The 23,503-nt window shown below is 68.9% G+C and carries 23 protein-coding genes and 1 tRNA gene; 15 read left to right on the plus strand and 9 right to left on the minus strand.

Features of this window, described 5'->3' with window-relative positions; genetic code table 11:
- The first annotated feature begins 17 nt into the window (after positions 1 to 17).
- Positions 18 to 1,697: a M28 family metallopeptidase gene (locus tag B2G71_RS12210; protein WP_098106075.1), complete on the plus strand. Its 1,680-nt coding sequence runs from the start codon at positions 18 to 20 to the stop codon at positions 1,695 to 1,697.
- 13 nt (positions 1,698 to 1,710) lie between these two features.
- Complete coding sequence (locus tag B2G71_RS12215; protein ID WP_240530134.1) at positions 1,711 to 2,706, plus strand: agmatine deiminase family protein; 996 nt, start codon at positions 1,711 to 1,713, stop codon at positions 2,704 to 2,706.
- A gap of 199 nt (positions 2,707 to 2,905) precedes the next feature.
- On the opposite strand, the gene B2G71_RS12220 is transcribed toward B2G71_RS12215, so the two are convergent.
- Entirely contained in the window at positions 2,906 to 3,577 is a 672-nt protein-coding gene (locus B2G71_RS12220; protein WP_098106079.1) for a spermidine synthase, read from the minus strand.
- Entirely contained in the window at positions 3,574 to 5,601 is a 2,028-nt protein-coding gene (thrS, locus tag B2G71_RS12225; RefSeq protein WP_098106081.1) for a threonine--tRNA ligase, read from the minus strand. Before thrS ends, B2G71_RS12220 begins: the two co-directional genes overlap by 4 nt.
- 383 nt (positions 5,602 to 5,984) lie before the next feature.
- Between thrS and B2G71_RS12230 the strand changes: the two genes are divergently transcribed.
- From B2G71_RS12230 to B2G71_RS12240, 3 genes are read left to right on the plus strand one after another with little or no spacing between them, the layout of a single operon-like run.
- Positions 5,985 to 6,167, plus strand: a complete 183-nt coding sequence (locus tag B2G71_RS12230) for a hypothetical protein (protein WP_098106083.1) — start codon at positions 5,985 to 5,987, stop codon at positions 6,165 to 6,167.
- Entirely contained in the window at positions 6,164 to 6,754 is a 591-nt protein-coding gene (locus B2G71_RS12235; RefSeq protein WP_098106086.1) for a hypothetical protein, read from the plus strand. The genes B2G71_RS12230 and B2G71_RS12235 overlap by 4 nt, the downstream gene beginning before the upstream one ends.
- On the plus strand, positions 6,751 to 6,942 hold the full coding sequence (locus B2G71_RS12240) for a helix-turn-helix transcriptional regulator (protein ID WP_098106088.1): 192 nt from the start codon (positions 6,751 to 6,753) through the stop codon (positions 6,940 to 6,942). The genes B2G71_RS12235 and B2G71_RS12240 overlap by 4 nt, the downstream gene beginning before the upstream one ends.
- Positions 6,943 to 6,961: 19 nt before the next feature.
- On the opposite strand, the gene B2G71_RS12245 is transcribed toward B2G71_RS12240, so the two are convergent.
- The gene (locus tag B2G71_RS12245) at positions 6,962 to 7,576 is read right to left on the minus strand and encodes an endonuclease (RefSeq protein ID WP_098106391.1); all 615 of its coding nucleotides are present in this window, start codon (positions 7,574 to 7,576) and stop codon (positions 6,962 to 6,964) included.
- A gap of 81 nt (positions 7,577 to 7,657) precedes the next feature.
- Between B2G71_RS12245 and B2G71_RS12250 the strand changes: the two genes are divergently transcribed.
- The 4 genes from B2G71_RS12250 to B2G71_RS12265 all read left to right on the plus strand — a co-directional run bounded on the left by B2G71_RS12250 (position 7,658) and on the right by B2G71_RS12265 (position 11,602).
- The gene (locus tag B2G71_RS12250) at positions 7,658 to 8,401 is read left to right on the plus strand and encodes an alpha/beta hydrolase (RefSeq protein ID WP_098106090.1); all 744 of its coding nucleotides are present in this window, start codon (positions 7,658 to 7,660) and stop codon (positions 8,399 to 8,401) included.
- A 19-nt stretch (positions 8,402 to 8,420) separates the two neighbouring features.
- Positions 8,421 to 9,281, plus strand: a complete 861-nt coding sequence (locus B2G71_RS12255; RefSeq protein WP_098106092.1) for a tetratricopeptide repeat protein — start codon at positions 8,421 to 8,423, stop codon at positions 9,279 to 9,281.
- Entirely contained in the window at positions 9,278 to 10,258 is a 981-nt protein-coding gene (locus B2G71_RS12260) for an LLM class flavin-dependent oxidoreductase (protein WP_098106096.1), read from the plus strand. Before B2G71_RS12255 ends, B2G71_RS12260 begins: the two co-directional genes overlap by 4 nt.
- Before the next feature lie 117 nt (positions 10,259 to 10,375).
- On the plus strand, positions 10,376 to 11,602 hold the full coding sequence (locus B2G71_RS12265) for an FAD-dependent oxidoreductase (protein WP_098106098.1): 1,227 nt from the start codon (positions 10,376 to 10,378) through the stop codon (positions 11,600 to 11,602).
- Here the strand turns inward: B2G71_RS12265 and queG are convergent.
- A complete protein-coding gene (queG, locus tag B2G71_RS12270) occupies positions 11,586 to 12,662 on the minus strand; it encodes a tRNA epoxyqueuosine(34) reductase QueG (protein WP_240530135.1) in 1,077 nt (358 codons plus the stop codon). The genes B2G71_RS12265 and queG overlap by 17 nt on opposite strands.
- A 45-nt stretch (positions 12,663 to 12,707) precedes the next feature.
- Here queG and B2G71_RS12275 point away from each other — a divergent pair, with 45 nt between their 5' ends.
- The 3 genes from B2G71_RS12275 (at position 12,708) to msrB (ending at position 15,513) form a co-directional block, all read left to right on the plus strand.
- Positions 12,708 to 13,718, plus strand: a complete 1,011-nt coding sequence (locus tag B2G71_RS12275) for an ATP-binding cassette domain-containing protein (protein ID WP_098106101.1) — start codon at positions 12,708 to 12,710, stop codon at positions 13,716 to 13,718.
- On the plus strand, positions 13,715 to 14,953 hold the full coding sequence (locus tag B2G71_RS12280; RefSeq protein ID WP_098106105.1) for an ABC transporter permease: 1,239 nt from the start codon (positions 13,715 to 13,717) through the stop codon (positions 14,951 to 14,953). Before B2G71_RS12275 ends, B2G71_RS12280 begins: the two co-directional genes overlap by 4 nt.
- A 62-nt stretch (positions 14,954 to 15,015) precedes the next feature.
- Positions 15,016 to 15,513, plus strand: coding sequence for a peptide-methionine (R)-S-oxide reductase MsrB (gene msrB / locus B2G71_RS12285; RefSeq protein WP_098106108.1), 498 nt, complete (start codon positions 15,016 to 15,018; stop codon positions 15,511 to 15,513).
- A 21-nt stretch (positions 15,514 to 15,534) separates the two neighbouring features.
- Here msrB and B2G71_RS12290 read toward each other — a convergent pair whose 3' ends face one another.
- From B2G71_RS12290 to B2G71_RS12300, 3 genes are all read right to left on the minus strand, one after another.
- Entirely contained in the window at positions 15,535 to 16,227 is a 693-nt protein-coding gene (locus B2G71_RS12290; RefSeq protein WP_240530136.1) for a PilZ domain-containing protein, read from the minus strand.
- 255 nt (positions 16,228 to 16,482) lie between these two features.
- Positions 16,483 to 16,567 (minus strand) — tRNA-Leu (locus tag B2G71_RS12295).
- Positions 16,568 to 16,684: 117 nt separating this feature from the next.
- Positions 16,685 to 16,966: an integration host factor subunit beta gene (locus tag B2G71_RS12300; protein WP_098106111.1), complete on the minus strand. Its 282-nt coding sequence runs from the start codon at positions 16,964 to 16,966 to the stop codon at positions 16,685 to 16,687.
- Positions 16,967 to 17,158: 192 nt separating this feature from the next.
- Between B2G71_RS12300 and B2G71_RS12305 the strand changes: the two genes are divergently transcribed.
- The 3 genes from B2G71_RS12305 to B2G71_RS12315 all read left to right on the plus strand — a co-directional run bounded on the left by B2G71_RS12305 (position 17,159) and on the right by B2G71_RS12315 (position 21,656).
- Positions 17,159 to 18,823, plus strand: a complete 1,665-nt coding sequence (locus tag B2G71_RS12305) for a peptide MFS transporter (RefSeq protein ID WP_098106114.1) — start codon at positions 17,159 to 17,161, stop codon at positions 18,821 to 18,823.
- Between the two features lie 68 nt (positions 18,824 to 18,891).
- A complete protein-coding gene (locus B2G71_RS12310; protein WP_098106117.1) occupies positions 18,892 to 20,277 on the plus strand; it encodes an amidohydrolase in 1,386 nt (461 codons plus the stop codon).
- Positions 20,274 to 21,656: an amidohydrolase family protein gene (locus B2G71_RS12315; RefSeq protein WP_098106121.1), complete on the plus strand. Its 1,383-nt coding sequence runs from the start codon at positions 20,274 to 20,276 to the stop codon at positions 21,654 to 21,656. The genes B2G71_RS12310 and B2G71_RS12315 overlap by 4 nt, the downstream gene beginning before the upstream one ends.
- 237 nt (positions 21,657 to 21,893) lie before the next feature.
- Here the strand turns inward: B2G71_RS12315 and B2G71_RS12320 are convergent, their stop codons facing one another.
- Together B2G71_RS12320 and B2G71_RS12325 are read right to left on the minus strand one after the other, a co-directional pair.
- Complete coding sequence (locus B2G71_RS12320; protein ID WP_098106124.1) at positions 21,894 to 22,331, minus strand: HIT family protein; 438 nt, start codon at positions 22,329 to 22,331, stop codon at positions 21,894 to 21,896.
- Between the two features lie 13 nt (positions 22,332 to 22,344).
- A complete protein-coding gene (locus tag B2G71_RS12325) occupies positions 22,345 to 23,478 on the minus strand; it encodes a CDP-alcohol phosphatidyltransferase family protein (RefSeq protein WP_098106128.1) in 1,134 nt (377 codons plus the stop codon).
- Positions 23,479 to 23,503: the final 25 nt, after the last annotated feature.

Below are 23,503 nucleotides of genomic sequence, written 5' to 3' on the forward strand. Positions count from 1 at the left end.
CACGAGGTCGCAACCCCATGAGATTCACCGCAGCAGCCCTCGCCGCAATGGCGCTCGCAGGATGTGCGGCGACGCCGTCGTCCGACATGGCGTCCGCGCCCGCCGCAACGGCACCCCAGATCGATGTGGCAATGATGAAGCAGATGGTCGAGCGTCTTTCCGCCGACGACTTCGAAGGCCGCGCGCCCAGCACCGCGACCGAGCCCAGAGTGCTCGACTACATCATCGCCAAGTTCAAGGAAGCCGGGCTCGAGCCGGGCAACAAGGGCTCGTGGCTGCAGGAAGTGCCGACGGTCGAAATCGCGGGCAGCAACCAGACGCCGCTCTCGGTCACCGGCGGGAGCCAACCGCTATCGTTCTCGTTCGGCGACGAGTATGTCGCGGCGAGCTATCGCGTAACCCCCAGGGCGACGGTCAAGGACAGCCCGCTGGTCTTCGTCGGCTACGGGATCAACGCGCCCGAGCTGGGCTGGAACGACTATGCCGGGCTCGACATGAAGGGGAAGACCGCGGTCATCCTCGTCAACGACCCCGACTACGCCGACGAGACCGAGGACGGCCTCTTCAAGGGCCGGCGCATGACCTACTACGGCCGCTGGACCTACAAGTTCGAGGAAGCCGCCCGGCAAGGCGCGACGGCGGCGCTGATCGTGCATGACACCTTCCCCGCCGCCTACGGCTGGAACGTCGTTAACTCGAGCTGGACCGGCGCGCAGTACTACGTCCAGACGCCCAACGACGGCGCGGACCAGACCGCCGCCAACGGCTGGATACAGAAGGACGTCGCCGCGAAAATCCTCGCCGCCGCCGGGCAGGATCTCGAGGCGCTGACCGCCGCCGCCAAGCGCAAGGGCTTCAAGCCGGTGCCGCTCAAGGGGCTCAAAGCGAGCTTCGGCTTCGACAACGCGATCCGCAAGTCGGTCTCGAACAATGTCGTCGGCGTCCTGCCCGGCGCCTCGCGGCCCGACGAATACGTGCTCTATTCGGGGCACTGGGACCACCTCGGCCGCTGCACCGCCGACGCGACCGGCGACGACATCTGCAACGGCGCGGTCGATAATGCCACCGGCATCGCCGCGCTCGCCGCGATCGCCAAGGCCAACAGCACCGCCGGGCCGGTCGCGCGCAGCCAGGTGTTCCTGGCGGTCACGCTCGAGGAATCGGGGCTGCTCGGCTCGGAGTTCTACGCGCAGAACCCGGTCTTCCCGCTCGATCACACAGTCGGCGGGGTCAATCTCGACGCGCTGCCGCCGGGCGGACGCACGCGCAACTATGCCTCGACCGGCGGTGACAAGTCCGACCTTACCGACATTCTCAAGGCCGCGCTCGACGAGGGCGGCTTCGCGCTCACGCCCGAGGAGCATCCCGAGCGGGGCTACTACTACCGCTCGGATCACTTCAGCTTCGCCAAGCGCGGCGTGCCGATGTTCGATGTCGGGCGCGGCAGCGACTGGGTCGAGGGCGGCACCGCGGCGGGCGAAGCCGCTGGCAAGGAATACACCGACAACCACTACCACGCGCCGAGCGACGAATATTCGGACGCCTGGGACTGGTCTGGGATCGTTCAGGACGTGACGCTGTTCTACAAGCTGGGTCGCGGTCTTGCCGACAGCGATGTCTGGCCGAACTGGCGCGAGGGCGACGAGTTCCGCGCGATCCGCGACAAGGCTTGCGCCGCCTCGCCCGAAGGCTGCTGAGAACGGCCCAAGCGTGCCGCACTTCCCGCCCGAATGGGCGCCGCAGGACTGGATCTGGATCGGCTTTCCGCACGATCCGGTCGAATGGCCGGGCTTTCTCGAAGCCGCGCAGGTCCAGATCGCGGCGTTCGCCAGCGCCGTCGCCGAGAGCGGGCAGGAAGCCCGGCTGATCGTGCGCGATGCGGCCAATGCCGCGCGCGCCCGGTCGCTGGCGAGCGCCAAGGTCGTGATCGAGGAGCGTCGCTACGGCGACGTCTGGCTGCGCGATACCGGGCCGCTCGTGCTCTTGGACGACGATGGCGCGCGCCATGCGCAGCGCTTCGGCTTCAACGGCTGGGGCGGCAAGTACCTGATGGACGGCGACCAGGAGATCGGCGCCGAACTCGCGGCGAGCGCGGGGCTTTCCTGCGCGACGAGCGACTGGATTCTCGAGGGCGGGGCGATCGACAACGACGGCGCCGGTCTCGTCGTGACGACCGAGCAGTGCCTGCTCAACCCGAACCGCAATCCCGAACTGTCGCGCGGCGAGATCGAGGCGCGGCTGATGCGCGACCTCGGCTTCGCGCGCGTGCTCTGGCTGGGCGACGGCCTGATCAACGACCACACCGACGGGCACGTCGACAACCTTGCGCGCTTCGTCGCGCCCGGCACGCTCGCGCTGCCGAGGGCGACCGGGGCCGACGATCCCAACGCGGCGATCTACGCCGATGCTTCGGCGCGCGCGCGCGCGGCCGGGATCACGGTGCGCGAGGTGCCCTCACCGGGGCGCGTCGAGACAGGGGGGCGGATCGAGCCTGCGAGCTACATGAATTTCGCTGTGACCACGCATCTGGTGGTCGTTCCGACCTACGGCACGCCGCATGACGCGGATGGCGTCGCCGCGATCGCCGGGCTGTTTCCCGATCGCGAGACCATCGGACTGCGCGCCGATGCCGTGCTCGCGGGCGGCGGCTCGTTCCATTGCGCCAGCCAGCAGATGCCCTCGCGGCCCGGCCGGAGCGGTGATTAACCGAATCGCAACGGTGGCGGCGCATGCTGCGCGGCATGGCTCGAGTCGTCGCCCTTGCTCACACCCGGCCGCGCGATCTTCGCGCGCAGGAGGATTTCCTGCGGCGGGCGATCGTGTGCACTTGCGCCTTAGCGCTGATCCTGGCGGACCTCGCCCTCCTTCTGTAAGCCCCCTTCTGTAAGCCCGGTGCGCCCGGCGCTCAGCGCTTGGCCGCGAACCAGATCACGTGCTTCGGGCCCTTGCCGTTCGAGCGCGAGGCGACGCGCACCTCGTCGACGGCGAAGCCGCATTTCGTCAGGCGGCGACTGAAAGCCGGATCGGGAGCCGCCGACCAGATCGCCAGCACGCCGCCGGGGGTCAGCGCGCGTTTCGCCTCGCGCAGCCCCGAGGGCGTATAGAGTCCGTCGTTGTCGGCGCGGACGAGCCCGTCCGGACCGTTGTCGACGTCGAGCAGGATCGCGTCGTATTCCCGCTCCGCGCCCGCGATGAACACCGCGACATCGGCCATCACCAGCTCGACTCGCGGATCTTCGAGGCAACCGCCGGCGAGATCGGCCATCGGTCCGCGCGCCCATTCGATGATCTTGGGGACGAGTTCGACCACGGTGACGCACGCGTCCTCGGGCAGGACCCTGAGCGCCGCGCGCAGGGTGAAGCCCATGCCGTAGCCGCCGATCAGCAGGTGCGGCCGCTTCACCCCCTTGATGCGCTCGAGGCTCATCGCCGCGAGCGCCTCTTCCGAGCCCCACTTGCGCGTCGACATCAGCTCGTTGTTGCCGATCACGATCATGTGGTCGCGATCGTGGCGATAGAGCTCGAGCGTCGCGCCCCCGGGCACCTGCGCCGTGTCGAGGCGCTCGCGCTGTATCACGCGCGCAGGTCCGGCGGCGTCGCCTCGGCCCTGAGCATCGCGATCGCCTCGTCGAGCCCGACCACCTTCTGCTGCTGCTCGCCAAGCGTACGGACAGCGACGGTGCCTTCCTCCGCCTCGCGCTTGCCGACCACCAGCAGGTGCGGGACCTTCTTGAGCGAGTGTTCGCGTACCTTGTAGTTGATCTTCTCGTTGCGCAGGTCGGTCTCGGCGCGGATGCCCGCCGCCTTGAGCCGCGCCAGCGCCTCTCCGGCATAGCCGTCGGCGTCCGAGACGATCGTCGCCACCACCGCCTGCACCGGCGCGAGCCAGACCGGCAGCCGGCCCGCGAAGTGCTCGATCAGGATGCCGACGAAGCGCTCGTACGAGCCGAAGATCGCGCGGTGCAGCATGACCGGGCGGTGCTTCTCGCCGTCCTCGCCGATGTAGCTGGCGTCGAGCCGGTCGGGCAGCACCCGGTCCGACTGGATCGTGCCGACCTGCCAGGTCCGCCCGATCGCGTCGGTCAGGTGCCATTCGAGCTTGGGGGCGTAGAACGCGCCTTCGCCGGGCAGTTCCTCCCAGCCGTACTCCTCGGTCGCGAGGCCCGCGCGTTCCACCGCGTCACGCAGTTCCTGCTCGGCCTGGTCCCACTGCGCGTCGGTGCCGAAGCGGTTTTCCGGGCGAAGCGCCAGCTTGATCGCGTACCGGAAGCCGAAATCCTTGTAGACGCGGTCGGCCAGCTCGCAGAACGCCTGCACTTCGTCGACGATCTGGTCCTCGCGGCAGAAGATATGCGCGTCGTCCTGCGTGAACTGGCGCACGCGCATCAGTCCGTGCAGCGCGCCGTGCGGCTCGTTGCGGTGGCAGCAGCCGTTCTCGTAGATCCGCAGCGGCAAGTCGCGGTACGACTTGATGCCCTGGCGGAAAATGAGCACGTGCGCGGGGCAGTTCATCGGCTTCAGGGCCATCCAGTCGGCCTCGCCCGAGATGATCGGCCCTTCGTCCTCGGTGTTGGGGACCTCGTCGGGGATGACGAACATGTTCTCGCGATACTTGCCCCAGTGGCCCGACTGCTCCCACTGGCGCGCGTCCATCACTTGCGGGGTCTTGACCTCGCGGTAGCCCGCGCCGTCGATCGCGCGGCGCATGTAGGCTTCCAGCTCGCGCCAGATGATATAGCCCTTGGGATGCCAGAACACCGAGCCGTGCGCCTCGGCCTGGAGGTGGAACAAGTCCATCTCCTGCCCCAGCTTGCGATGATCGCGCTTGGCGGCTTCCTCGAGCCGGGTGAGGTGCTCGTTCAATTGCTTCTTGTTGAGCCAGCCGGTGCCGTAGATGCGCGTGAGCTGCGCGTTGTTCTGGTCGCCGCGCCAGTAGGCGCCCGCGACGCGCATCAGCTTGAACGCCTGCGGATCGAGCTTGCCGGTCGAAGGCAGGTGCGGCCCCCGGCACATGTCGAGCCAGCCGTTCTCGGGATCGGGCTCGCCCGACCAGTAGACGGTGAGGTCCTCGCCTTCGGGCAGTTCTGCGGCCCATTCGGCCTTGAAGGTCTCGCCCTGCGCCTTCCAGCGGTCGATGAGCTGCTGGCGCGACCAGACCTCGCGAACCAGCGGCTTGTCGGCCTTGATGATCTCGCGCATCTTTTCCTCGATCGCGGGCAGGTCGTCCATGCCGAACGGCTCGCGCGAGGCGGGGGCCATGACGTCGTAGTAGAAGCCGTCCTCGGTCGCCGGACCGAAGGTGATCTGCGTGCCCGGCCACAGCGCCTGCACCGCCTCGGCGAGCACGTGGGCATAGTCGTGGCGCGCCAGTTCCAGCGCCTCGGCCTCGTCGCGCCCGGTGACGAGCGCGAGCGCGGCGTCGCCCGCGAAGGGCCGCGTCAGGTCGACCAGCTCGCCCCCCTCGCCATAGTCGACTTTCGCCGCGAGCGCGGCCTTGGCGAGACCCGGCCCGATCGCGGCGGCGACGTCGGCCGGGGTCGAGCCTTCCGGCATCTCGCGCACGGAACCGTCGGGCAGGCTGATCTTGAACATCTCGGACATCGTCGTTCGCTCGTCTCTTCTCGTTGCGGCCCGGCACGGGCCCGATACCGGCAAGCGCGCCATGGCACAGGAGCGCGCGCACCGGAAGGCTCGGCGCCGTGGGGTCTGCTCGGTTCCGGGAAGGAGGCGCCGTCCTGCCCGGAACCCCGGGCGACGGCAGGCCCGCTCAGCGCGCGACCGACCGTCCCCGGGCGAGCCCGGTGGTAGTCGTCGAGGTCGTCGTGATGCGAAGCGTCGCCATGCCGGCTCATGTAGGGCCTCCCGTCCGCGCTGTCACGCCGCAATTGAGCAGAGGGTTCGGGTGGGGAAGGTGTGTCAATGGCGCTTGACAAACGATCCGTCTATGTCAACTATACTTGACATTGAATCAAGGGAGCTTGACCATGACGACCTTGCGAGGGGCGCTGATCTGGGCGTTCGTTCTCGTGCTTTTCGCCGCCGGCGTGCGGTTCGGGCTGATCGCGGCGGAGGCGGGGCGGGTGCTGTTGCTGGCTTTGCCCGTGCTGGCCGTCACGACCACGGCAGCGGCGCGTCGCGAGGGTGCGGGCCGGGACGGTTCGCGGTGACGGCATCGGGCCGGAGCGCGCGCGGACCCGCGTTCTGGGGCGGGCTGTTCTGCGTCTCGATGGTGCTGATCGGCGCGGCGCGGATCTTCGACGCGATCGATGCGACCACCGGCTTCGTGGCGATGGCGGTGGTCGCGGGGGTCTGCATGCCGCAAGCCTACCGCGCGGCCACGTCCGCCGCCCGCCGCGCGGGCGATTCGAGCGACGCGCTGCAGGCTTACAACAAGCGCATGCTCGCCGCCTCGCTCGGCTATGTCGTCGGCCTCGGTATGGCGACGCTGGTCTACGAACGGGTCCGGCTGGACACGCCGGGGCTGGCGTTGCTCGCGCTGCTGCCGGCGGCGCCGACGCTGGCGATGATCCGCGCCATGGCCCGCTACCTGCTCGACGAAACCGACGAATACCTGCGCTACCGCACGCTGCTGTCCTCGGTCATCGGGCTGGGATTCGTGCTGACGCTCGGTTCGTTCTGGGGCTTTCTCGAGACCTTCGGCGTCGTTCCGCACGTCTGGGCCTGGTGGGTCGTGCCGGTCTTCGGCGTCGGCATGGGCCTGGGTCAGTGCGGGATCGCGGCAAGGGGCCGATGAACAACCGGCTCAAGGTGCTGCGCGCCGAGCGCGGCTGGAGCCAGCAGGACCTGGCGGGCCGCATCGGAGTCAGCCGGCAGAGCGTCAACGCGATCGAGACCGGCAAGTACGACCCCTCGCTGCCGCTCGCCTTCCGCATCGCCGACGTGTTCGAAATGCCGATCGAGGCGATCTTCCTGCGCGACTGACGAAGCCCCGGCGGCGAGCCTACGAGAGCTCGGAGCGGACGAGCGCGGAGAGCAGTGCGGGCAATCGGTCCTGCCCGACGAGATCGGCGAGTTCGGCGGCATCGCCGCCAAGCTCCATCCGCTTTGCGACGGCGAGCGCCTTTTGGTCGGCGAAGGGCGCCAGTTCGTCCCACACGGTCTGTGCCTCGCGCGCGAAGATCTGCGCGCCGAGCGGACCGATGCCGTTGAACTCCTCCAGCAGGTCGAGGATACGGTCGCGATCACCGTTCGCGGCCTTGCGCAGCTCGCGCAAGTCGCCGCCGTAGCGCTCTTTCAGCAAGGCGGCCGTCTTCGCGAGCTTGGTCGAGGTGCTCTCGTCGAAACGCGCGTAGCCGTTCGCGTTGAGCACATCGACGCGCTCCTGCCACGCGGCGTCGCACATATGATCGACCGTGGTGAGGCCCGCCTCGTTGAGCGCTTTTGCCGCCTCCACCGCCTGCGCGGCGCCGATGCGCGCACTGAACAGCAGGCAGGCGACGAGCCACTGGAACAGCGGCATCGGCTCGTCGCGCTCCAGCCGGATTCCGATCTCCGCGGCGTAGGTTTCGCCATGCTTTTCGATGAGCGCGTCGGCTTTCTTGCGTTTCGAGGTCATGCTGGTCCAACCGAAAACCGGCGACGATCGTTCCCGGTTCGCGCCCTTGCCGACGCGGCGGGCCGTCGCCACTAAGGGGGCATGAGCGACACCCGCTTCCACGAAATGCCCGACGGGCGCCGCATCGCCCATCGCTTCCACTCCGGCAACGGTCCCGCGATCGTCTTCCTGCCCGGCTACATGTCGGACATGGCGGGCGGCAAGGCGACCGCCGTTCTCGACTGGGCCCGCGAAGCGGGGCGGGCCTGCCTGTTGCTCGACTATTCGGGCTGCGGCGAGAGTTCGGGCGACTTCGCCGACGGCACGCTCTCGCGCTGGCGCGACGAGGTGCTCGCGCTGATCGAGGCGCGGTGCCCGGGGCCGGTGCTGCTGATCGGCTCGTCGATGGGCGGCTGGCTGATGCTGCTGGCCGCGCTGGCCCTGCCCGCCGATCGCCGCGCGGGCCTGATCGGCATCGCCCCCGCGCCCGACTTCACCGACTGGGGGACGCCGGACGAGGACAAGGCCAGGCTCGCCGCGGGCGAGACCGTGCTGAAGGACAACCCCTACGGCCCCGAGCCGACGCCGACGCATCCCGGCTTCTGGGCGGACGGCGAGGCTCACCGCCTGCTCGGCGGCGGGATCGCGCTCGCCTGCCCGGTGCGGCTGCTCCACGGACAGCGCGACCCCGACGTGCCCTGGACGGTATCGCTGCAACTCGCCGAGGCGCTCGGTTCACCCGACGTGCAGGTGACGCTGATCAAGGACGGCGACCATCGCCTTTCGCGCGAGGGCGACATCGCGCTGCTGCTCAATACGCTCGAGCGCTTTCCCGGCCTCGGCTGACCGTCTTTCGGAGTTGCCCATGTCCCCGCTGTTCCTCGTCCTTCTCGCGCAAGTCGGCGCCGCGCCGGCGGTGGGGACCAGCCCGCTCGAAACGCCGCCCGAAGTGCGCGAGCGCCGCGCCCGCCAGCAGCAGCAGGCGCCGTCCGCCGCCATGCCCGGCACCGTGCCCGGGCCCAATCGCGGCGGTTGCATCGCCGAGGTCGAGGCCGATCCGAAGCGCGGCGCCGAAGTGGCGCGCGATGCGCTTGCCGAGGCGATCGGCGACGAACGCGCTCGCGCCGGCCTGTGCCTGGGCATGGCGCTGCTCGATCTGGAACGCTTCGACGAGGCGCAGAAGGCCTTCCTCGACGCGCGCAACGCGACCACAACCGGCCAGTACGGCAGTCGCGCGCGGCTCGGCGCGATGGCGGGCAACGCCGCGCTCGCGGCGGGCAAGCCAGACAGCGCGCTGGCGATGCTCGATGCCGCGCAAGGCGATGCCGTGGCGGGCGGCGACAAGGCGCTGGCGGGAACGATCGCGGTGAGCCGCGCCCGCGCGCTCGTCGCGCTCGGCCGCACGGAGGATGCGGGCAAGGCGCTCGAACAGGCGCGCATGTCGGCGCCCGGCGATGCCGAAGCCTGGCTGCTCTCGGCCACGCTCGCGCGCCGCGAGAACCGGCTCGACGAGGCGCAGCGGCAAATCGAGCAGGCCGCGCGGCTCGCGCCCGAAGACCCGCAGATCGGCCTTGAGGCGGGGGTCATCGCGGTGCTCTCCGGCCATGACGATGCGGCGCGCAAGAGCTGGCGTTCGGTCGTCGCGACCGCGCCGCAGAGCCCTGCGGCCGAGACCGCGAGAGGCTATCTCGCGCAGCTCGATCCGGTACAAGGACCCCAGCCATGATCCCCCTGAACGTTCTCGATCTCATCCCCGTGCGCGAAGGCGGCACCGTTGCCGAAGGGCTCGCCGAAGCGGCGCGCACCGCCAGGGCGGCGGAGGAGGCGGGCTACGGGCGATACTGGGTGGCCGAGCACCACGGCATGGCCGGCATCGCCGGCGGCGCGACCTCGGTGGTGCTCGCGCATCTCGGCCACGCGACCTCGACCATCCGCATCGGCGCGGGCGGGATCATGCTGCCCAATCACACGCCCTACGTGATCGCCGAGCAGTTCGGCACGCTCGCGGCGCTGTTCCCCGACCGGGTCGATCTCGGGCTGGGCCGCGCGCCGGGCGCGGACGGGCGGCTCGCCCAGGCGCTGCGCAAGGACATCCGCAATGCGGCCGACCACTTTCCGCAGGACGTCGTCGAATTGCGAGCGCGGTTCGAGGGCGACCAGCGCGTCACGTTCGATTCGCCGCAGGCGAGCGGCGCGAACGTCGAGATGTGGATTCTGGGATCGAGCCTGTTCGGCGCGCAGCTCGCGGCGATGCTCGGCCTGCCCTATGCCTTCGCCTCGCATTTCGCGCCCGCGCAGCTCGATCAGGCGGCGCAGGTCTATCGCGAGCGGTTCGAGCCCTCGGCCGCGCTCGACAAGCCGCGCTTCATGGCGGGGATCAACGTGCTGTGCGCCGAGACCGACGAGGAGGCGCGCTATCTCGCCTCGAGCAACGAGCAGGGCTTCGTCGCGCTGCGCGGCGGCAGCCCGGGCAAGCTCCAGCCGCCGATCCGGGGTTACCGCGATACGCTCGACCGCGCCTCGCTGGCGCTGCTCGAGCAGATGCGCGCGGTCAGCGCGATCGGCGCCCCGGCGACGGTGCGCGCCGGTATCGAGGAATTCGCGCAGCGCACCGGAGCGGACGAACTCATCGTTTCGGGCTCGACCTTCGATCCCGAGGCCTGGCGGCGCTCGCTCGTGCTGACGATGGAGGCTTTGCGCTGAGGGTCAACGCCACTAAGGGGCGAGTTGATCCAGATCAGATCGTGCGGCATGTGGCCGACCTAGCCTGCAAGGGTGGCCTGTCGCGACTTGGGGAACGGCAACAACAACGGACGGGATATGGATAAGGCAGACGTCGTCATTGTCGGGGCAGGGCACGCGGGCGCGCAATGCGCCATTGCCCTGCGGCAGAACGGGTTCGAAGGTACGATCACGGTCATTGGCCGCGAACCGGAATATCCCTATGAGCGCCCGCCGCTGTCGAAGGAATATTTCGCGCGCGAGAAGACCTTCGACCGGCTCTATATCCGTCCGCCGACCTTCTGGGCCGAAAAGGACGTCCATTTCGAACTCGGCGTCGAGGTGAGCAAGGTCGATCCCGCCGCGCGCGAGGTCACGCTCTCCGACGACCGCACGCTCGGCTACGGCAAGCTCGTCTGGGCGGCGGGCGGCGATCCGCGCCGGCTTTCGTGCACGGGCGCCGATCTCGCGGGCGTGCACACCGTGCGCACCCGGCAGGACTGCGACACGCTGATGTCCGAGATCGACGAAGGCACGCGCAACGTCGTCGTGATCGGCGGCGGCTACATCGGGCTCGAGGCGGCCGCGGTGCTGACCAAGCTCGGCTGCAACGTGATCCTGCTCGAAGCGCTCGAGCGCGTGCTCGCGCGGGTCGCGGGCGAGGAGCTTTCGGCCTTCTACGAGAAGGAGCACCGCGATCACGGCGTCGACTTGCGCACCGGCGTCGCGGTCGATTGCATCGTCGGCAAGGACGGCAAGGTCTCGGCGGTCAAGCTGGCCGACGGCGAGGAGCTGCCCTGCGAGGCGGTGATCGTCGGGATCGGCATCGTTCCCGCGGTGGGCCCGCTGATCCTCGCGGGCGCGGCGGGCGCCAACGGCGTCGACGTCGACGAGTTCTGCATGACCTCGCTGCCCGATGTCTTCGCGATCGGCGACTGCGCCGCGTTCGCCTGCGACTATGCGGGCGGTACGGTGATGCGCGTCGAATCGGTGCAGAACGCCAACGACATGGCCACCTGCGTCGCCAAGCAGATCTGCGGAGAGGAAGCCAGGTACCACGCTTTTCCGTGGTTCTGGTCGAACCAGTTCGACCTCAGGCTCCAGACCGCCGGGATCAACGCCGGCTACGACAAGACCGTCATTCGCGGCAGCCCGGAAGACCGCGCCTTCAGCGTCGTGTACCTGCGCGAGGGCCGGGTTGTCGCGCTCGACTGCGTCAACATGGTCAAGGATTACGTCCAGGGCCGCAAGCTGGTCGAGGCGCGCAGCACGCCCGATCTCAAGCAGCTCGCCGACAAGGACAAGCCGCTCAAGGAACTGCTCTGAGCCGAGCCGAGGCCCAGTCGGCCGCTTCGGCGACGACCGGGTCCGGGTCGGCGCGCAGCGGCTCGATCGCGCCAAGCAGCGCCGCATTGCCGCTGTTGCCGGCGGCGTAGAGGCAATTGCGCACGAAGCGGTTGCGCCCGATCCGCTTGATCGGCGAGCCCGCGAAGAGCTTGCGAAAGCCCGCGTCGTCGAGCGCGAGCAGCGCGTCGAGCGGCGGCGCCGTCAGTTCCGCGCGCGGCAGGAACGCGCGCATGGTGTGCGCGGTTTCGGCGAACTTGTTCCAGGGACACACAGCGAGGCAATCGTCGCAGCCGTAGATGCGGTTGCCGAGCGCCGGGCGCAGATCCTCGGGAACCGCGGCCTTGTGCTCGATCGTGAGATAGCTGATGCAGCGCCGCGCATCGAGCCGGTAGGGCGCGGGAAACGCATCGGTCGGGCAGGCGTCCTGGCAGGCGCGGCACGATCCGCAGCGGTCGCGCCCCTCGCGCGCGGGCGGCGGATCGAGCGTCGTGTAGATCTCGCCGAGGAACAGCCACGAGCCGTGCTCGCGGCTGACGAGATTGGTGTGCTTGCCCTGCCAGCCCAGCCCGGCCGCCTGCGCCAGGGGCTTTTCCATGACCGGAGCGGTATCGGTGAAGACCTTGATCTCCACGCGCTCGCCATGGCGCCGCTCGGCCTCGGCGATCAGCCAGCGGGCGAGCGCCTTGAGCGCCTTCTTCACGGTGTCGTGATAGTCCGCGCCTTGCGCATAGGCCGAGATGCGCGCGATCTCGCCGTGCGCCGCGAGCGCCAGCGGATCGGCGGCGGGCGCATAGCTCATGCCGAGCACGATGACCGAGCGCGCTTCGCTCCACAGGTCCTGCGGCGAGCGGCGCTGGTGCGCGCGCGCGGCCATCCATTCCATCGAGCCGTGCATGCCCGCCGCGAGCCACTGGTCGAGCCGCTCGCCCCGGCGCGGCTCGGGCGCGGCGGGCGCGACGCCGAAGGCGCAGAAGCCCAGCCTCCTCGCCTCGCGTTCGATCTCGTCGAAAAATTCGTGGCTTAGCGCTGATTTAACCAAACTTGCGGATGCTCGGCTTGCTATGGCAGGTCCCAGGGGCGGCTGATGAAGATCGATGTAGGAGAATGGACAGTGGCGAGCAATGAAGGCGCGCCGCCGTCCGGCGAACGCTCCGGCCCGCCGCTCGCGATCGAGGCGCGCGGCCTGGTCAAGCGCTTCGACGGCTTCGCCGCGGTCGACGGCATCGACCTGCTCGTGCCCGAAGGCGCTGTCTACGGAATTCTCGGCCCCAACGGCGCGGGCAAGACCACCACGTTGCGCATGCTGCTGGGCATCATCGATCCCGACGAAGGCCTGCGCCGGATTCTCGGCGCCGACCGCCCGCACGACGTCGCCACGCGCATCGGCTACCTGCCCGAGGAGCGCGGGCTCTATCCCTCGATGAAGGCGGTCGATGCCATCGCCTTCGTCGGCGCGCTGCGCGGGCTGCCGCGCAAGGAAGGCCGCCGCCGCGCCTACGAACTGCTCGAGGAGCATGGCCTCGGCTATGCCGCCGACCGGCAGATCCGCCAGCTTTCCAAGGGCATGGCGCAGCAGGTCCAGATCCTGGGCACGCTCGTCCACCGCCCGCGCCTGGTCATCTTCGACGAACCCTTCTCGGGGCTCGACGCGCTCAACCAGGGCCGGCTCGAGCGGATGATGCGCGGCCTCGCCGAGGACGGGACCACCGTGATCTTTTCGACCCACGTCATCGCTCATGCCGAGCGCCTGTGCGACGAAGTGGCGATCATCGCCGGCGGCAAGGTGCCCTTCGCGGGGCCGGTCGACGTCGCGCGCGACCGCATTCCCGCGCAAGTCCGGCTCGAGACGCGCCGCCACGAAGGCGCCTGGCGCGCGGCATTGCCCTGCGACGCGCGGCGCGAGGGCGACATCTGGTATTTCTCGCTGCCCGAAGGCGGCATCGAGCCGCTGCTGCGCGCGCTGATCGAAGGCGAGGCGGGCATCCTCTCGCTCTCGATCGAGCGCGCCGGGCTGCACGACGCCTTCGTGGCGATCGCGGGCGAGGCGGCGGCGCGCGCGCTCGCGCAGGACAGTCCGGTGGAGCAGAAGCAATGAAGCCGCGCACCGACCCCGGCCGGCTCTCCACCTTCGCCGCCGCGCTGGTCGTCGCGCGGCGCGATTTCGTGGCGATCCTGTTCAGCCGCAGCTTCCTGTTCTTCCTGCTCGGCCCGCTGTTCCCGATCGTCGTCGCGGGCTTTGCCGGCGGCGTCGGCCAGCGCGTTCAGGCAAGCGCCGACAGCCCGCGCCTCGGCGTGGCGATGCGCGTCGCGGACGTCGAGCGGATCGCCGAGGCCCGCGCGACGCTGAGCGATGTGGCGGGCGTGCGGCTGCCCGAGCTGCGCGTGGTCGCCCGACTCGCGCCGGATGAGCCTTACGATCCGAAAGCGCGCTTCGCCGAGGCGGGCGTCAGCGCGATCCTCTCGGGTACGCCGGAACATCCAAGGCTGACCGGGCCGCAGCGCTGGCTAGACGCCTGGCGCGGGCCGGTCTCGCTGATTGCCGCACAGGCGCAGGGAAGCGGGCCGAGCGCCTATCCCCCCGTCGCGATGACTCGCCTCGCCACCGATCAGGGCGCGAACCGTTCGGCCCGGCTCAAGACCGCGCAGGGTGCACAAACGCTGCTGTTCCTGCTGACGATGCTGCTCGCGGGCATGGTCCTGTCGAACCTCGTCGAGGAAAAGGGCAACAAGATCATCGAGATCCTCGCCGCCGCGATCCCGATGGACGCGGTGTTCTTCGGCAAGCTGTTCGCCATGCTCGGCGTCTCGTTTGTCGGCATCGCGGTCTGGGGCTCGGTCGTCGGCGCGATCGTGGCGTCGGCCGGATCGGCGCTGCCGTCGCTTCCCGCGCCGGCGGTCGGCTGGCCGATGCTGTTCGTGCTCGGCGTGATCTATTTCGCGATGGCCTATCTGCTGCTCGGCTCGCTGTTCCTCGCGATCGGCTCGATGGCCTCGACCGTGCGCGAGGTGCAGACGCTCTCGATGCCTGTGACGATGCTCCAGCTCATCAACTTCTTCCTCGCCAGCTTCGCTATGACCCAGCCGGGCAGCGCGATCGAATGGATCGCGATCCTCATACCCTTCAGCTCGCCCTTCGCGATGCTGGCCCGCGCGGCGCAGGACCCGGCGCTGCTGCCGCACCTGCTGGCGCTCGGCTGGCAGGTCCTGTGCGTGGTGATCTTCGTGCGCATGGGCGCGCGGCTCTTCCGCAAGCGGGTGATGAAGTCGGGCCCGGCGCCGGTGAAGAAGCGCCGCCGGCTGTTCGGCGGCAGCAGCGCCGCGCGCGCCTGAGCGCCGCAATCGCGCGTTCAGGCATGGCCTGCTAGCTTGCGTCGAAGCAGAGGAGCTTGGTCATGGCGCAATCCGGAACGATCGACAGACGCCGCTTCATCGCCTGGATGGGCCTTGGCGCCGCGCTGCCGGCGATAGCCGCCTGCGGCTCGGGGGATGCCGAGGCGAAGGCCTATCCGGTCAGCTACAGCGATGCCGAGTGGCGCAAACGGCTCACGCCGGCGCAATACCGCATCCTGCGCGAAGAAGGGACCGAGCGGCCCTACAGCTCGCCGCTCAACGCCGAAAAGCGCAAGGGGACGTTCCATTGCGCCGCCGACGGCCATCCGCTGTTCTCCTCGGCGACGAAGTACGACAGCGGCACCGGCTGGCCGAGCTTCTGGAAGCCGCTGCCGGGCGCGATCGGCACCTCGCGCGACTTCAAGCTCGGCTATCCGCGCACCGAAGTGCATTGCGCCAAGTGCGGCGGGCACCTGGGCCACGTCTTCGACGACGGCCCGCGCCCCACGGGCAAGCGCTATTGCATGAACGGCGATGCGATGACCTTCCGCCCGGCCTGATCCGCCGGGCGGCCAGTCCCGTCAGGCGACCGCGCGGTCGTCGGGATGGCTGCCGGTCTGGATCGCCGCGACGCGCTGGGCGAGTTCGCCCATCTGCAGGATGTTGGTGAAGACCAGTCCGTACTCCGGACTGCGGCGCCAGCACACCGTCGCCTGGAGTTGCGGCAGGTGCGGCCCCACGACGTGGATCGTCTGGCCCAGCGCCAGCTTCTCGCTCGATTCGATCCGCGCGCCCTGGCGCGAAAGATCGCGCAGCCTGGCGGTGATCTGGCGGCCCCCGATCGAGATGAACGCTTCGGCCTCGACACGCAGCCGGATCGGACGCTTGGGAAACGGACTCGCCTCGGCGACGAACGTGTCCACATCGACCGTATCGGCGAACTGGAAGCCCGCTTCGTCGCCTTCGATCCAGACGAGGTCCACCGCGAACTGGTCGCCGCTGGCGAGTTCGAGGTGATAGCGTTCGCTGCCGGCGGGCAGACCGTGGAACAGCCGCAGCTTCACGCCGCCTTCGGAGACGTCGCGCACGATGCACAGGAATTCGCCGTGCGGCGAAACCAGCTTGGCGGTGCGCAGCAAGAGAGCGAAGCGCGGTGCCCCGCGCTGCTCCTCGCCGGATACCGTCTCGTGCGTCTCATCCGCGGCATTCGTATTTTCGGAAAATTCCTTCACTGTCTCGTGACCCCCCTTGTTGGCGAGAGTATCCGAATTCACAGGCGCGACCCTAGGAATTCAATCGGCACGCTATCCGACGAGTCTTGCCGAATCGTAAACCGGCCCGACGGCCTTTTTGCTGAACCTGTCGATTTCGCGGGTATCAGGCGGCTAAAATCGCAAAACTTAAGTGTTAATGCGTATATTTTCGATGAGATCGACGCGCCGATTTGTCAGAAATCCCGACAGCATCGGGCCAGGGCAAGACCAGCCCTTGCCGGGCCTTGTCGGCGATGCCGGTCCTGTCTTGTACGATGGTGCGGACGGCGGGACTCGAACCCGCACTGGGAACCCCAAGCGGATTTTAAGTCCGCTGCGTCTACCATTCCGCCACGTCCGCGAGGCCCGGAATTTCTAAAGGTTCTGGCGTCTAGCCCGCGATCTTCCGCAGTGCAACGCGCACGCGATGCCGCGAAAGCCGACAGGTCGAGACGCTTCGCGGCATCCCCGGCCGGCGTCAGTCGACGTTGAGCCGCTGGCGCATTTCCTTGCCGGGCTTGAAATAGGGCACGCGCTTCTCGGGGACGTCCACGGTCTCGCCGGTGCGCGGATTGCGGCCCTTGCGGCTGTCGCGATGGCGGGTCGAGAAGGCGCCGAAGCCGCGCAGCTCGACACGTCCGCCGTCGGTGAGGCGCTGGGCGATTTCCTCGAAGAACGCATCGACCGCGCGTTCGACGTCCTCGCCGCGCAATTCCGGGTTTTCCCTGGCGAGCGCCTGAATGAGTTCTGAGCGGATCATGCGATGTTACCCCCTGCCCGGTGCCGCAACTATCAGCACCTTTGCCCTTCGCAAACGTTGCGAAGTTGCCATCTCCAAGCAATCGGCGCAATCCCTTCGGCGCTCGGGCGAAACCCTTTTACAACCAAGATTTGCGCGCTACCGTTAGCCGCTTTCAGGCCTTGCGGACAAGGTCGGGACACTCGAGGTCGCATGAAAGACATTGCCAGTTGGAACGAGGGTGACTGGATCGCGGCGGTCGGGGTCGCCGCCTTGCTGGTCTTTCTGGCGATCGGCGGCTACGCCGTCACCCGCAGCAAGCCGGAATTCGCGGGCCACCCCAAGGGCCTGTACATCCTGTTCTTCGCCGAGATGTGGGAGCGCTTCTCCTATTACGGGATGCGCGCCCTGCTGACGCTCTACCTGGTCAAGCACTGGCTCTACAGCGACGGCAGCGCCAATCTGATCTACGGGTCCTATACCGCGCTCGTCTATATCACTCCGGTGCTCGGCGGCTGGCTTGCGGACCGCTTTCTCGGCCAGCGCAAGGCGGTGATGTTCGGCGCGGTGCTGCTGACCATCGGCCACTTGTGCATGGCCTTCGAGGGCGACGGTTCGGGCTACCAGAACGATCCGACGCTCAACGTGTTCTGGCTGGCGCTCAGCTTCATCATCGTCGGCGCCGGCTTTCTGAAAGCCAACATTTCGGTGATCGTCGGGCAACTCTACCGGCGGACCGACACGCGCCGCGACAGCGCCTATACGATCTTCTACATCGGCATCAACGTCGGCGCGGCGATCGGCACCATCATCGCCGGCTACCTCGGCGAGACGCTGGGCTGGGCCTATGGCTTCGGCGCGGCCGGCATCGGCATGCTGCTGGGCCTGATCGTGTTCGTCGTGGGCAAGCCCCTCCTGCTGGGGCGCGGCGAGGCGCCGGACCCCGCGCGTCTCGCGGCACCGGTCGCCGGAATCAAGCTGGAATGGCTGCTCTATCTGCTGGGCGTCGGCGGCGTCGCGGTGATCTGGGTCCTGATCCAGCTCCAGAGCATCGTGGGCTGGCTGATGCTCCTCGCGGGGGCTGCGCTCATCGTCTATGTCGTCAAGGAAGCGCTGAAGCTCGAGCCGGACGCGCGCGACCGGATCTTCGCCGCTGTCTTCCTGATCCTGCTGCAGCCCGTTTTCTGGGGCCTGTTCGAACAGGCGGGCGGGTCGATCAACCTCTTCACCGACCGCTTCGTCGATCGGCAGGGCGTGCCGGCCTCGCTGTTCCAGTCGATCAATCCCATCTACATCATCCTGCTGGGCCCAATCTTCGGCCTGCTCTGGCCGCTGCTGGCGAGCCGGGGGCTGGAGCCTTCCACGCCCGCGAAGATGGGGCTTGGCATCGTTCAGCTCGGCTTCGCCTTCGTGGTCCTGGTCTGGGGCGCGAACGCCGCCGGGCCGGACGCGCTCGTCCCGGTCGTGTTCATCTTCCTACTCTACCTGTTCCAGACCACCGGCGAGCTTTGCCTGTCCCCGGTGGGGCTGTCCGCGATGAACCGCCTTTCGCCGCTGCACATGGCGAGCCTGATCATGGCCGCCTGGTTCTTCGGTACGGCGGGCGGCAACTTCGTCGCCGGTCTGATCGGCTCGATCATGGGCGAGGGCGAGGGCGGCGAGATCACCCGCGAGGCCGCGTTGCACGTCTACTGGACGATCGGCCTCGTCGCGATGGGCATCGGTGCCGCCGTGGTCGTGGTATCGCCGCTGGTGAAGCGGCTGATGCATCTCGACACGCTGCGCGACGACGATGTCGGCGACGACCTTCTGGGGCAGTCGGAAATGGGGATCGAGAATCAGGAAGCCGGAATGCGTCCGGCCGTTCGGCCGCAGTAAGAGCGGTCGTCGAGACGTGCGGAGCGGCCTTCGCGGCGCCTCTTCGCGGCAGATACGGGGGTAAGAGTATGAGTGGAAGGATACGCGTCGCGAAATGGGGCTGCGCCTTGCTGGCGGGTCTGGCGCTCAGCGCCTGCGCGAGCGACGGGGGGAGCGGCAAGGCCAAGTCGGCCTCGGGCGCGCCCGCCGAGGCGCCCTACCCCTCGACCTATCAGCCCTATCCGGGCACGCCCACCGCGCTGGTCGGCGCGACCGTCTTCGACGGCGCGGGCGGCCGGATCGACAACGGCACGGTCCTGTTCGAGAACGGCAGGATCGCCGCCGTCGGCGGTCCCGATCTGGCGGTTCCCGCGGGCTTCACTCGGATCGACGGCAGCGGCAAGTTTGTCACGCCCGGGGTGATCGACATCCATTCGCACCTCGGCGACTATCCCACTCCGTCGGTCGCCGCGCATTCCGACGGCAACGAGGCGACCGACCCGGCCACGCCCGACGTCTGGGCCGAGCATTCGGTCTGGCCGCAGGACCCCGGCTTCACCCGCGCGCTCGCCAACGGCGGGATCACCAGCCTGCAGATCCTGCCCGGCTCGGCGAACCTCATGGGCGGCCGCTCGGTCACGCTCAAGAACGTGCCCAGCCGCACGGTGCAGGGGATGAAGTTTCCCGGCGCGCCCTATTCGCTCAAGATGGCCTGCGGCGAGAATCCCAAGCGGGTCTACGGCTCCAAGGGCCGCAAACCCTCGACGCGGATGGGCAATTTCGCGGTCAACCGCCAGACCTGGATCGACGCGCAGGCCTACATGGACGGCGACCATGCCAAGCGCGATCTCGGTAACGAGACGCTCGAAGGCGTGCTCAAGGGCGAGATCCTCGTCCAGAACCACTGCTACCGCGCCGACGAGATGGCGCTCGTACTCGATATGGCGAAGGAGTTCGGCTACAAGGTCGCCGCCTTCCACCACGCGGTCGAAAGCTACAAGATCGCCGACCTGCTGCGCGAGGCGGGGGTCTGCTCGGCGGTATGGGCCGACTGGTACGGCTTCAAGATGGAAGCCTACGACGCCATCCCCGAAAACGCCGCGCTGATCGCCAAGGAAGGGGCCTGCGTCGTGATCCACTCGGACGACGAGAACGGTATCCAGCGGCTCAACCAGGAAGCGGCCAAGGCGCAGGCCGACGGCCGGCGCATGGGGATCGACATCCCCGACGAAGTCGTCGTCGGCTGGTTCACGCTCAACGCGGCGAAGGCGATGGGCATCGGCGACCGGACCGGAAGTCTCGAATCGGGCAAGATGGCCGACGTGGTGCTGTGGAACGGCGATCCGCTCTCGGTCTATTCGCGGCCCGAGAAGGTCTGGATCGACGGCGCGCTGATGTACGACGCGCTCGACCGCAAGCGGCGGCCGGTGAGCGATTTCGAGCTTGGCCAGCCCGGTGAGGGAGACGTGAAATGAAGCGCTTCACTCTCGCGGCGATCGCCGCGCTCGCGTTGATCCTTCCCGCCGCCGCGCAGGCGCAGGACTTCGCCGTGACCGGCGCGACCGTCGGCACCGGCGACGGCGGCGAGCCGATCGAGAACGCCACGGTCGTGGTGCGCGGCGGCCGCATCGTCGCGGTCGGCACCGGCGTGGCCGTCCCCGCAGGTGTGCAGGTGATCGACGGCACGGGAACCTGGGTGACGCCCGGCCTCTTCGCCGCCGTCACCGACCTCGGTCTCTACGACGTCATGGCCGTGTCCGACAGCAACGACACCGAGGCGGGCGATTCGCCCTTCAACGCCGCGCTCGACGCGGCTCCGGCGATCAACTCGGCCTCGCAGGACATCGCGGTCAGCCGCGAGGGCGGCGTGACGCGCGCGACGGTCGCGCCCGATGCGGGCTCCTCGATCTTCGCGGGGCAGGGCGCGGTGATCGATCTTGGCGCCGACCGCGAAGCGGTTGTGCGCCCCCGCGCCTTCCAGTTCGTCGAACTGGGCGAATACGGCGCGCGGCGCGCCGGCGGCAGCCGCACCGCGGCGCACGCGCTGTTCCGCAACGCGCTGCGCGAAGCCCGCGCCTACGGTGCGCGCGCTGCAATTCCGGGCCGGGCCTCGCGCCCCGATCCGCTGCGCACCGGCGACGACCTTCCGGTCGATCCGCGCCTGGCCGGCTCCGACAGCGCCGAGCGCAGCGCCGACGTGCTGCTCACCCGCTTCGACGCCGCCGCGCTGGTGCCGGTGATCGAAGGCCGCCAACCGCTCTACGTCCATGTCGAGCGGGCCTCTGACATCCTCTCGGTGATCGATCTCAAGCGCGAGTTTCCCAAGCTCGACCTCGTGATCGTGGGCGCGAGCGAGGGCTGGGAAGTCGCGCCGCAGATCGCCGCCTCGGGGATTCCCGTGATCGCCGCCGCGCTCAACGACCTTCCCGCCAAGTTCGAGCAGCTCGCCTCGACCCAGTCGAACGTGGGCCGGATGAAGCAGGCGGGCGTCAAGGTCGCGATCGGGCCGTTCGACGGCGACAACCACCCACGCTACGCACCGCAATACGCGGGCAACCTGGTGGCGCTCTCGAAGCTGCCGGGCGCGGCGGGGCTCACCTGGGGCGAGGCGCTCGCGGCGATCACCTCGATTCCGGCCGAGATCAGCGGCATGGGCGGCCGCAACGGCGTGCTCAAGGCCGGCGCGGCGGGCGATGTGGTGATCTGGGACGGCGATCCGCTCGAAGTTTCCTCGGCGCCCGTGAAGGTCTTCATCGACGGCGTGGAGCAGCCGCTCGCGAACCACCAGAGCCGCCTCAGGCAACGCTACCGCGATCTCGACGAGAGCGACCAGCCCAAGGCCTACGACTGGTAGGCGCCGGCCGCGCGCATTCGAGACCCCGTCGTTCCCCGACAGGTCGGAACGGCGAGGCTTGAATTGCCGAGCGCAATGCCGGCAACGCGCATCAATTCAGAGACAGCGGACCGTCCGGATACGGCTACATAGCAGTCGGACGAGGTGCGGGCCGGGCGTTCGCTCCCCACGACTTTCCGGCCATCGGCTCTGATCCCGCCATATCCCCATAGGGGCCATACCTCGAGTCGGTATGGCTTATACTGGCGTGTCGAAATTCCCCTTCAGCCACGCGACCAGCGCGGCGAGGCCGTCTCCCTCCAGCGCGACCGCGTGGCCGAGATCGGGGACCTTGGGCCAGCCCACGTCGACGAACTCGCGGCCCTGCCATTCGCGCGCGCCCTCGTAGCGCGGGATGACGTGGAAGTGGACCTCGCGGTCGACCATCATCAGCATCAGGTAGTTGAGCTTGGCATAGCCGACCGCCTTGCCGAGCGCGGCCTCGATCGCGGTGGTGGCCTGCTTGAGCCCGGCATGCGCCTCGATCGGCAAGTCCGAGAAGGCCGTCGCGTCGGACTTCGCGGCGAGCACCAGCGACCCCAGCGTCGGCTGAGCGGGTCGCGCCAGCACCACCCAGTGGTCGAACTCGGCGACCAGCGTGGCCGGATAGCCGAATTTCTCGATCGTCGGGTTCATCGCCGTGTCTCCCTCAAGCGTCGGACAGCCATGAGGTGATCGTACCGCCTCGCGCGCGAACGATCCATGCCTGGACCAGCCGCACGGCATGGACGAGGCACGAGATCGCCGTCCACCATGCCACCGCGATCAGGCCGAGGTCGGGCCGGGCGAACAGCATCGCGACGAACAGTATCACCATGTTCGGGTTGCGCCGCGCGGTGATCAGCCGGAAGCGGCTGTCGAAGCGCCGCCACACGTGGATGTGCATTCCCCCGTTCTGGCGGATGAACACGCCTTCGATCGCGCGCTGGACGAGATAGCCGCCCTGGATCGCGCCCTGCACCCACCAGAAGGTCACAGGGTCGTACGCGAGGCCCCAGGCCGCGAGCCCCGTCGCCCAGAACCACCACCAGAACGGCGGGTGAACGAGGTCGATGCCGTGGTCAAACACGTTGCCCCAGCTCGATGAGGTGATCGTGCACCGCGCCAGCTTGCCGTCGACGGTGTCGAGCACCATGAACACCAGCCCCAGCGCCATGCCCGGCCAGTAATGCCCATAGGCGAAGCACACGGTCGCGGCGACGCACAGGAACGCCCCGATCGCGGTCACCATGTTCGGCGTCATCCCGATCCGCGCCGCCAGGCGGGTGAGCACCAGCGCCCATTCGGGCCACAGGTACTTGGTGAGCACGTCGGTGACGCCCTTGTAGGCGCCGAAATAGCTGGCCCGCTCGATCCGGCGCACCGTGTCCGGGCGCAGCTCGGTAAGGAACGGGGTCTCGCGCTTCCTGAGCTGCTTGTTCTCGATCGTCGGACCCTGCTCGTAGGCGAGCACGTCGAAGCCGTCCGCCGCGAGCGGGCATCCTTCGCGCATGGCCGCTGCGATCCGCGCCGCCTGCGCGCCGTCGCGCGCATGGGCGAGCGCCGGAACACCGTGCGCGGCGAGCACGGTGCCGGGATGCGCGGCGACATGGCGGAACCAGGCGGGGTCGAACGCGAAGGCGGCATTGGCGAGCAGGCGCGGTCCGCTCGCGGCGCCCTCGGCCATGGCGAGGCCGGAGGCTTTCGCGAGCCGTCGCGTGCGCTCGTGCATCGTCAGGCCCCAAAGCCGCGTCGGATTGTCCCCGACCGTCTCGACGTCCGGCATGCTGATAGGCTCTCCCATGGCGCGCCGCCCTTAGGCGAGCGCG

The organism is Novosphingobium sp. PC22D (assembly GCF_002556635.1).
GTDB lineage: Bacteria > Pseudomonadota > Alphaproteobacteria > Sphingomonadales > Sphingomonadaceae > Novosphingobium.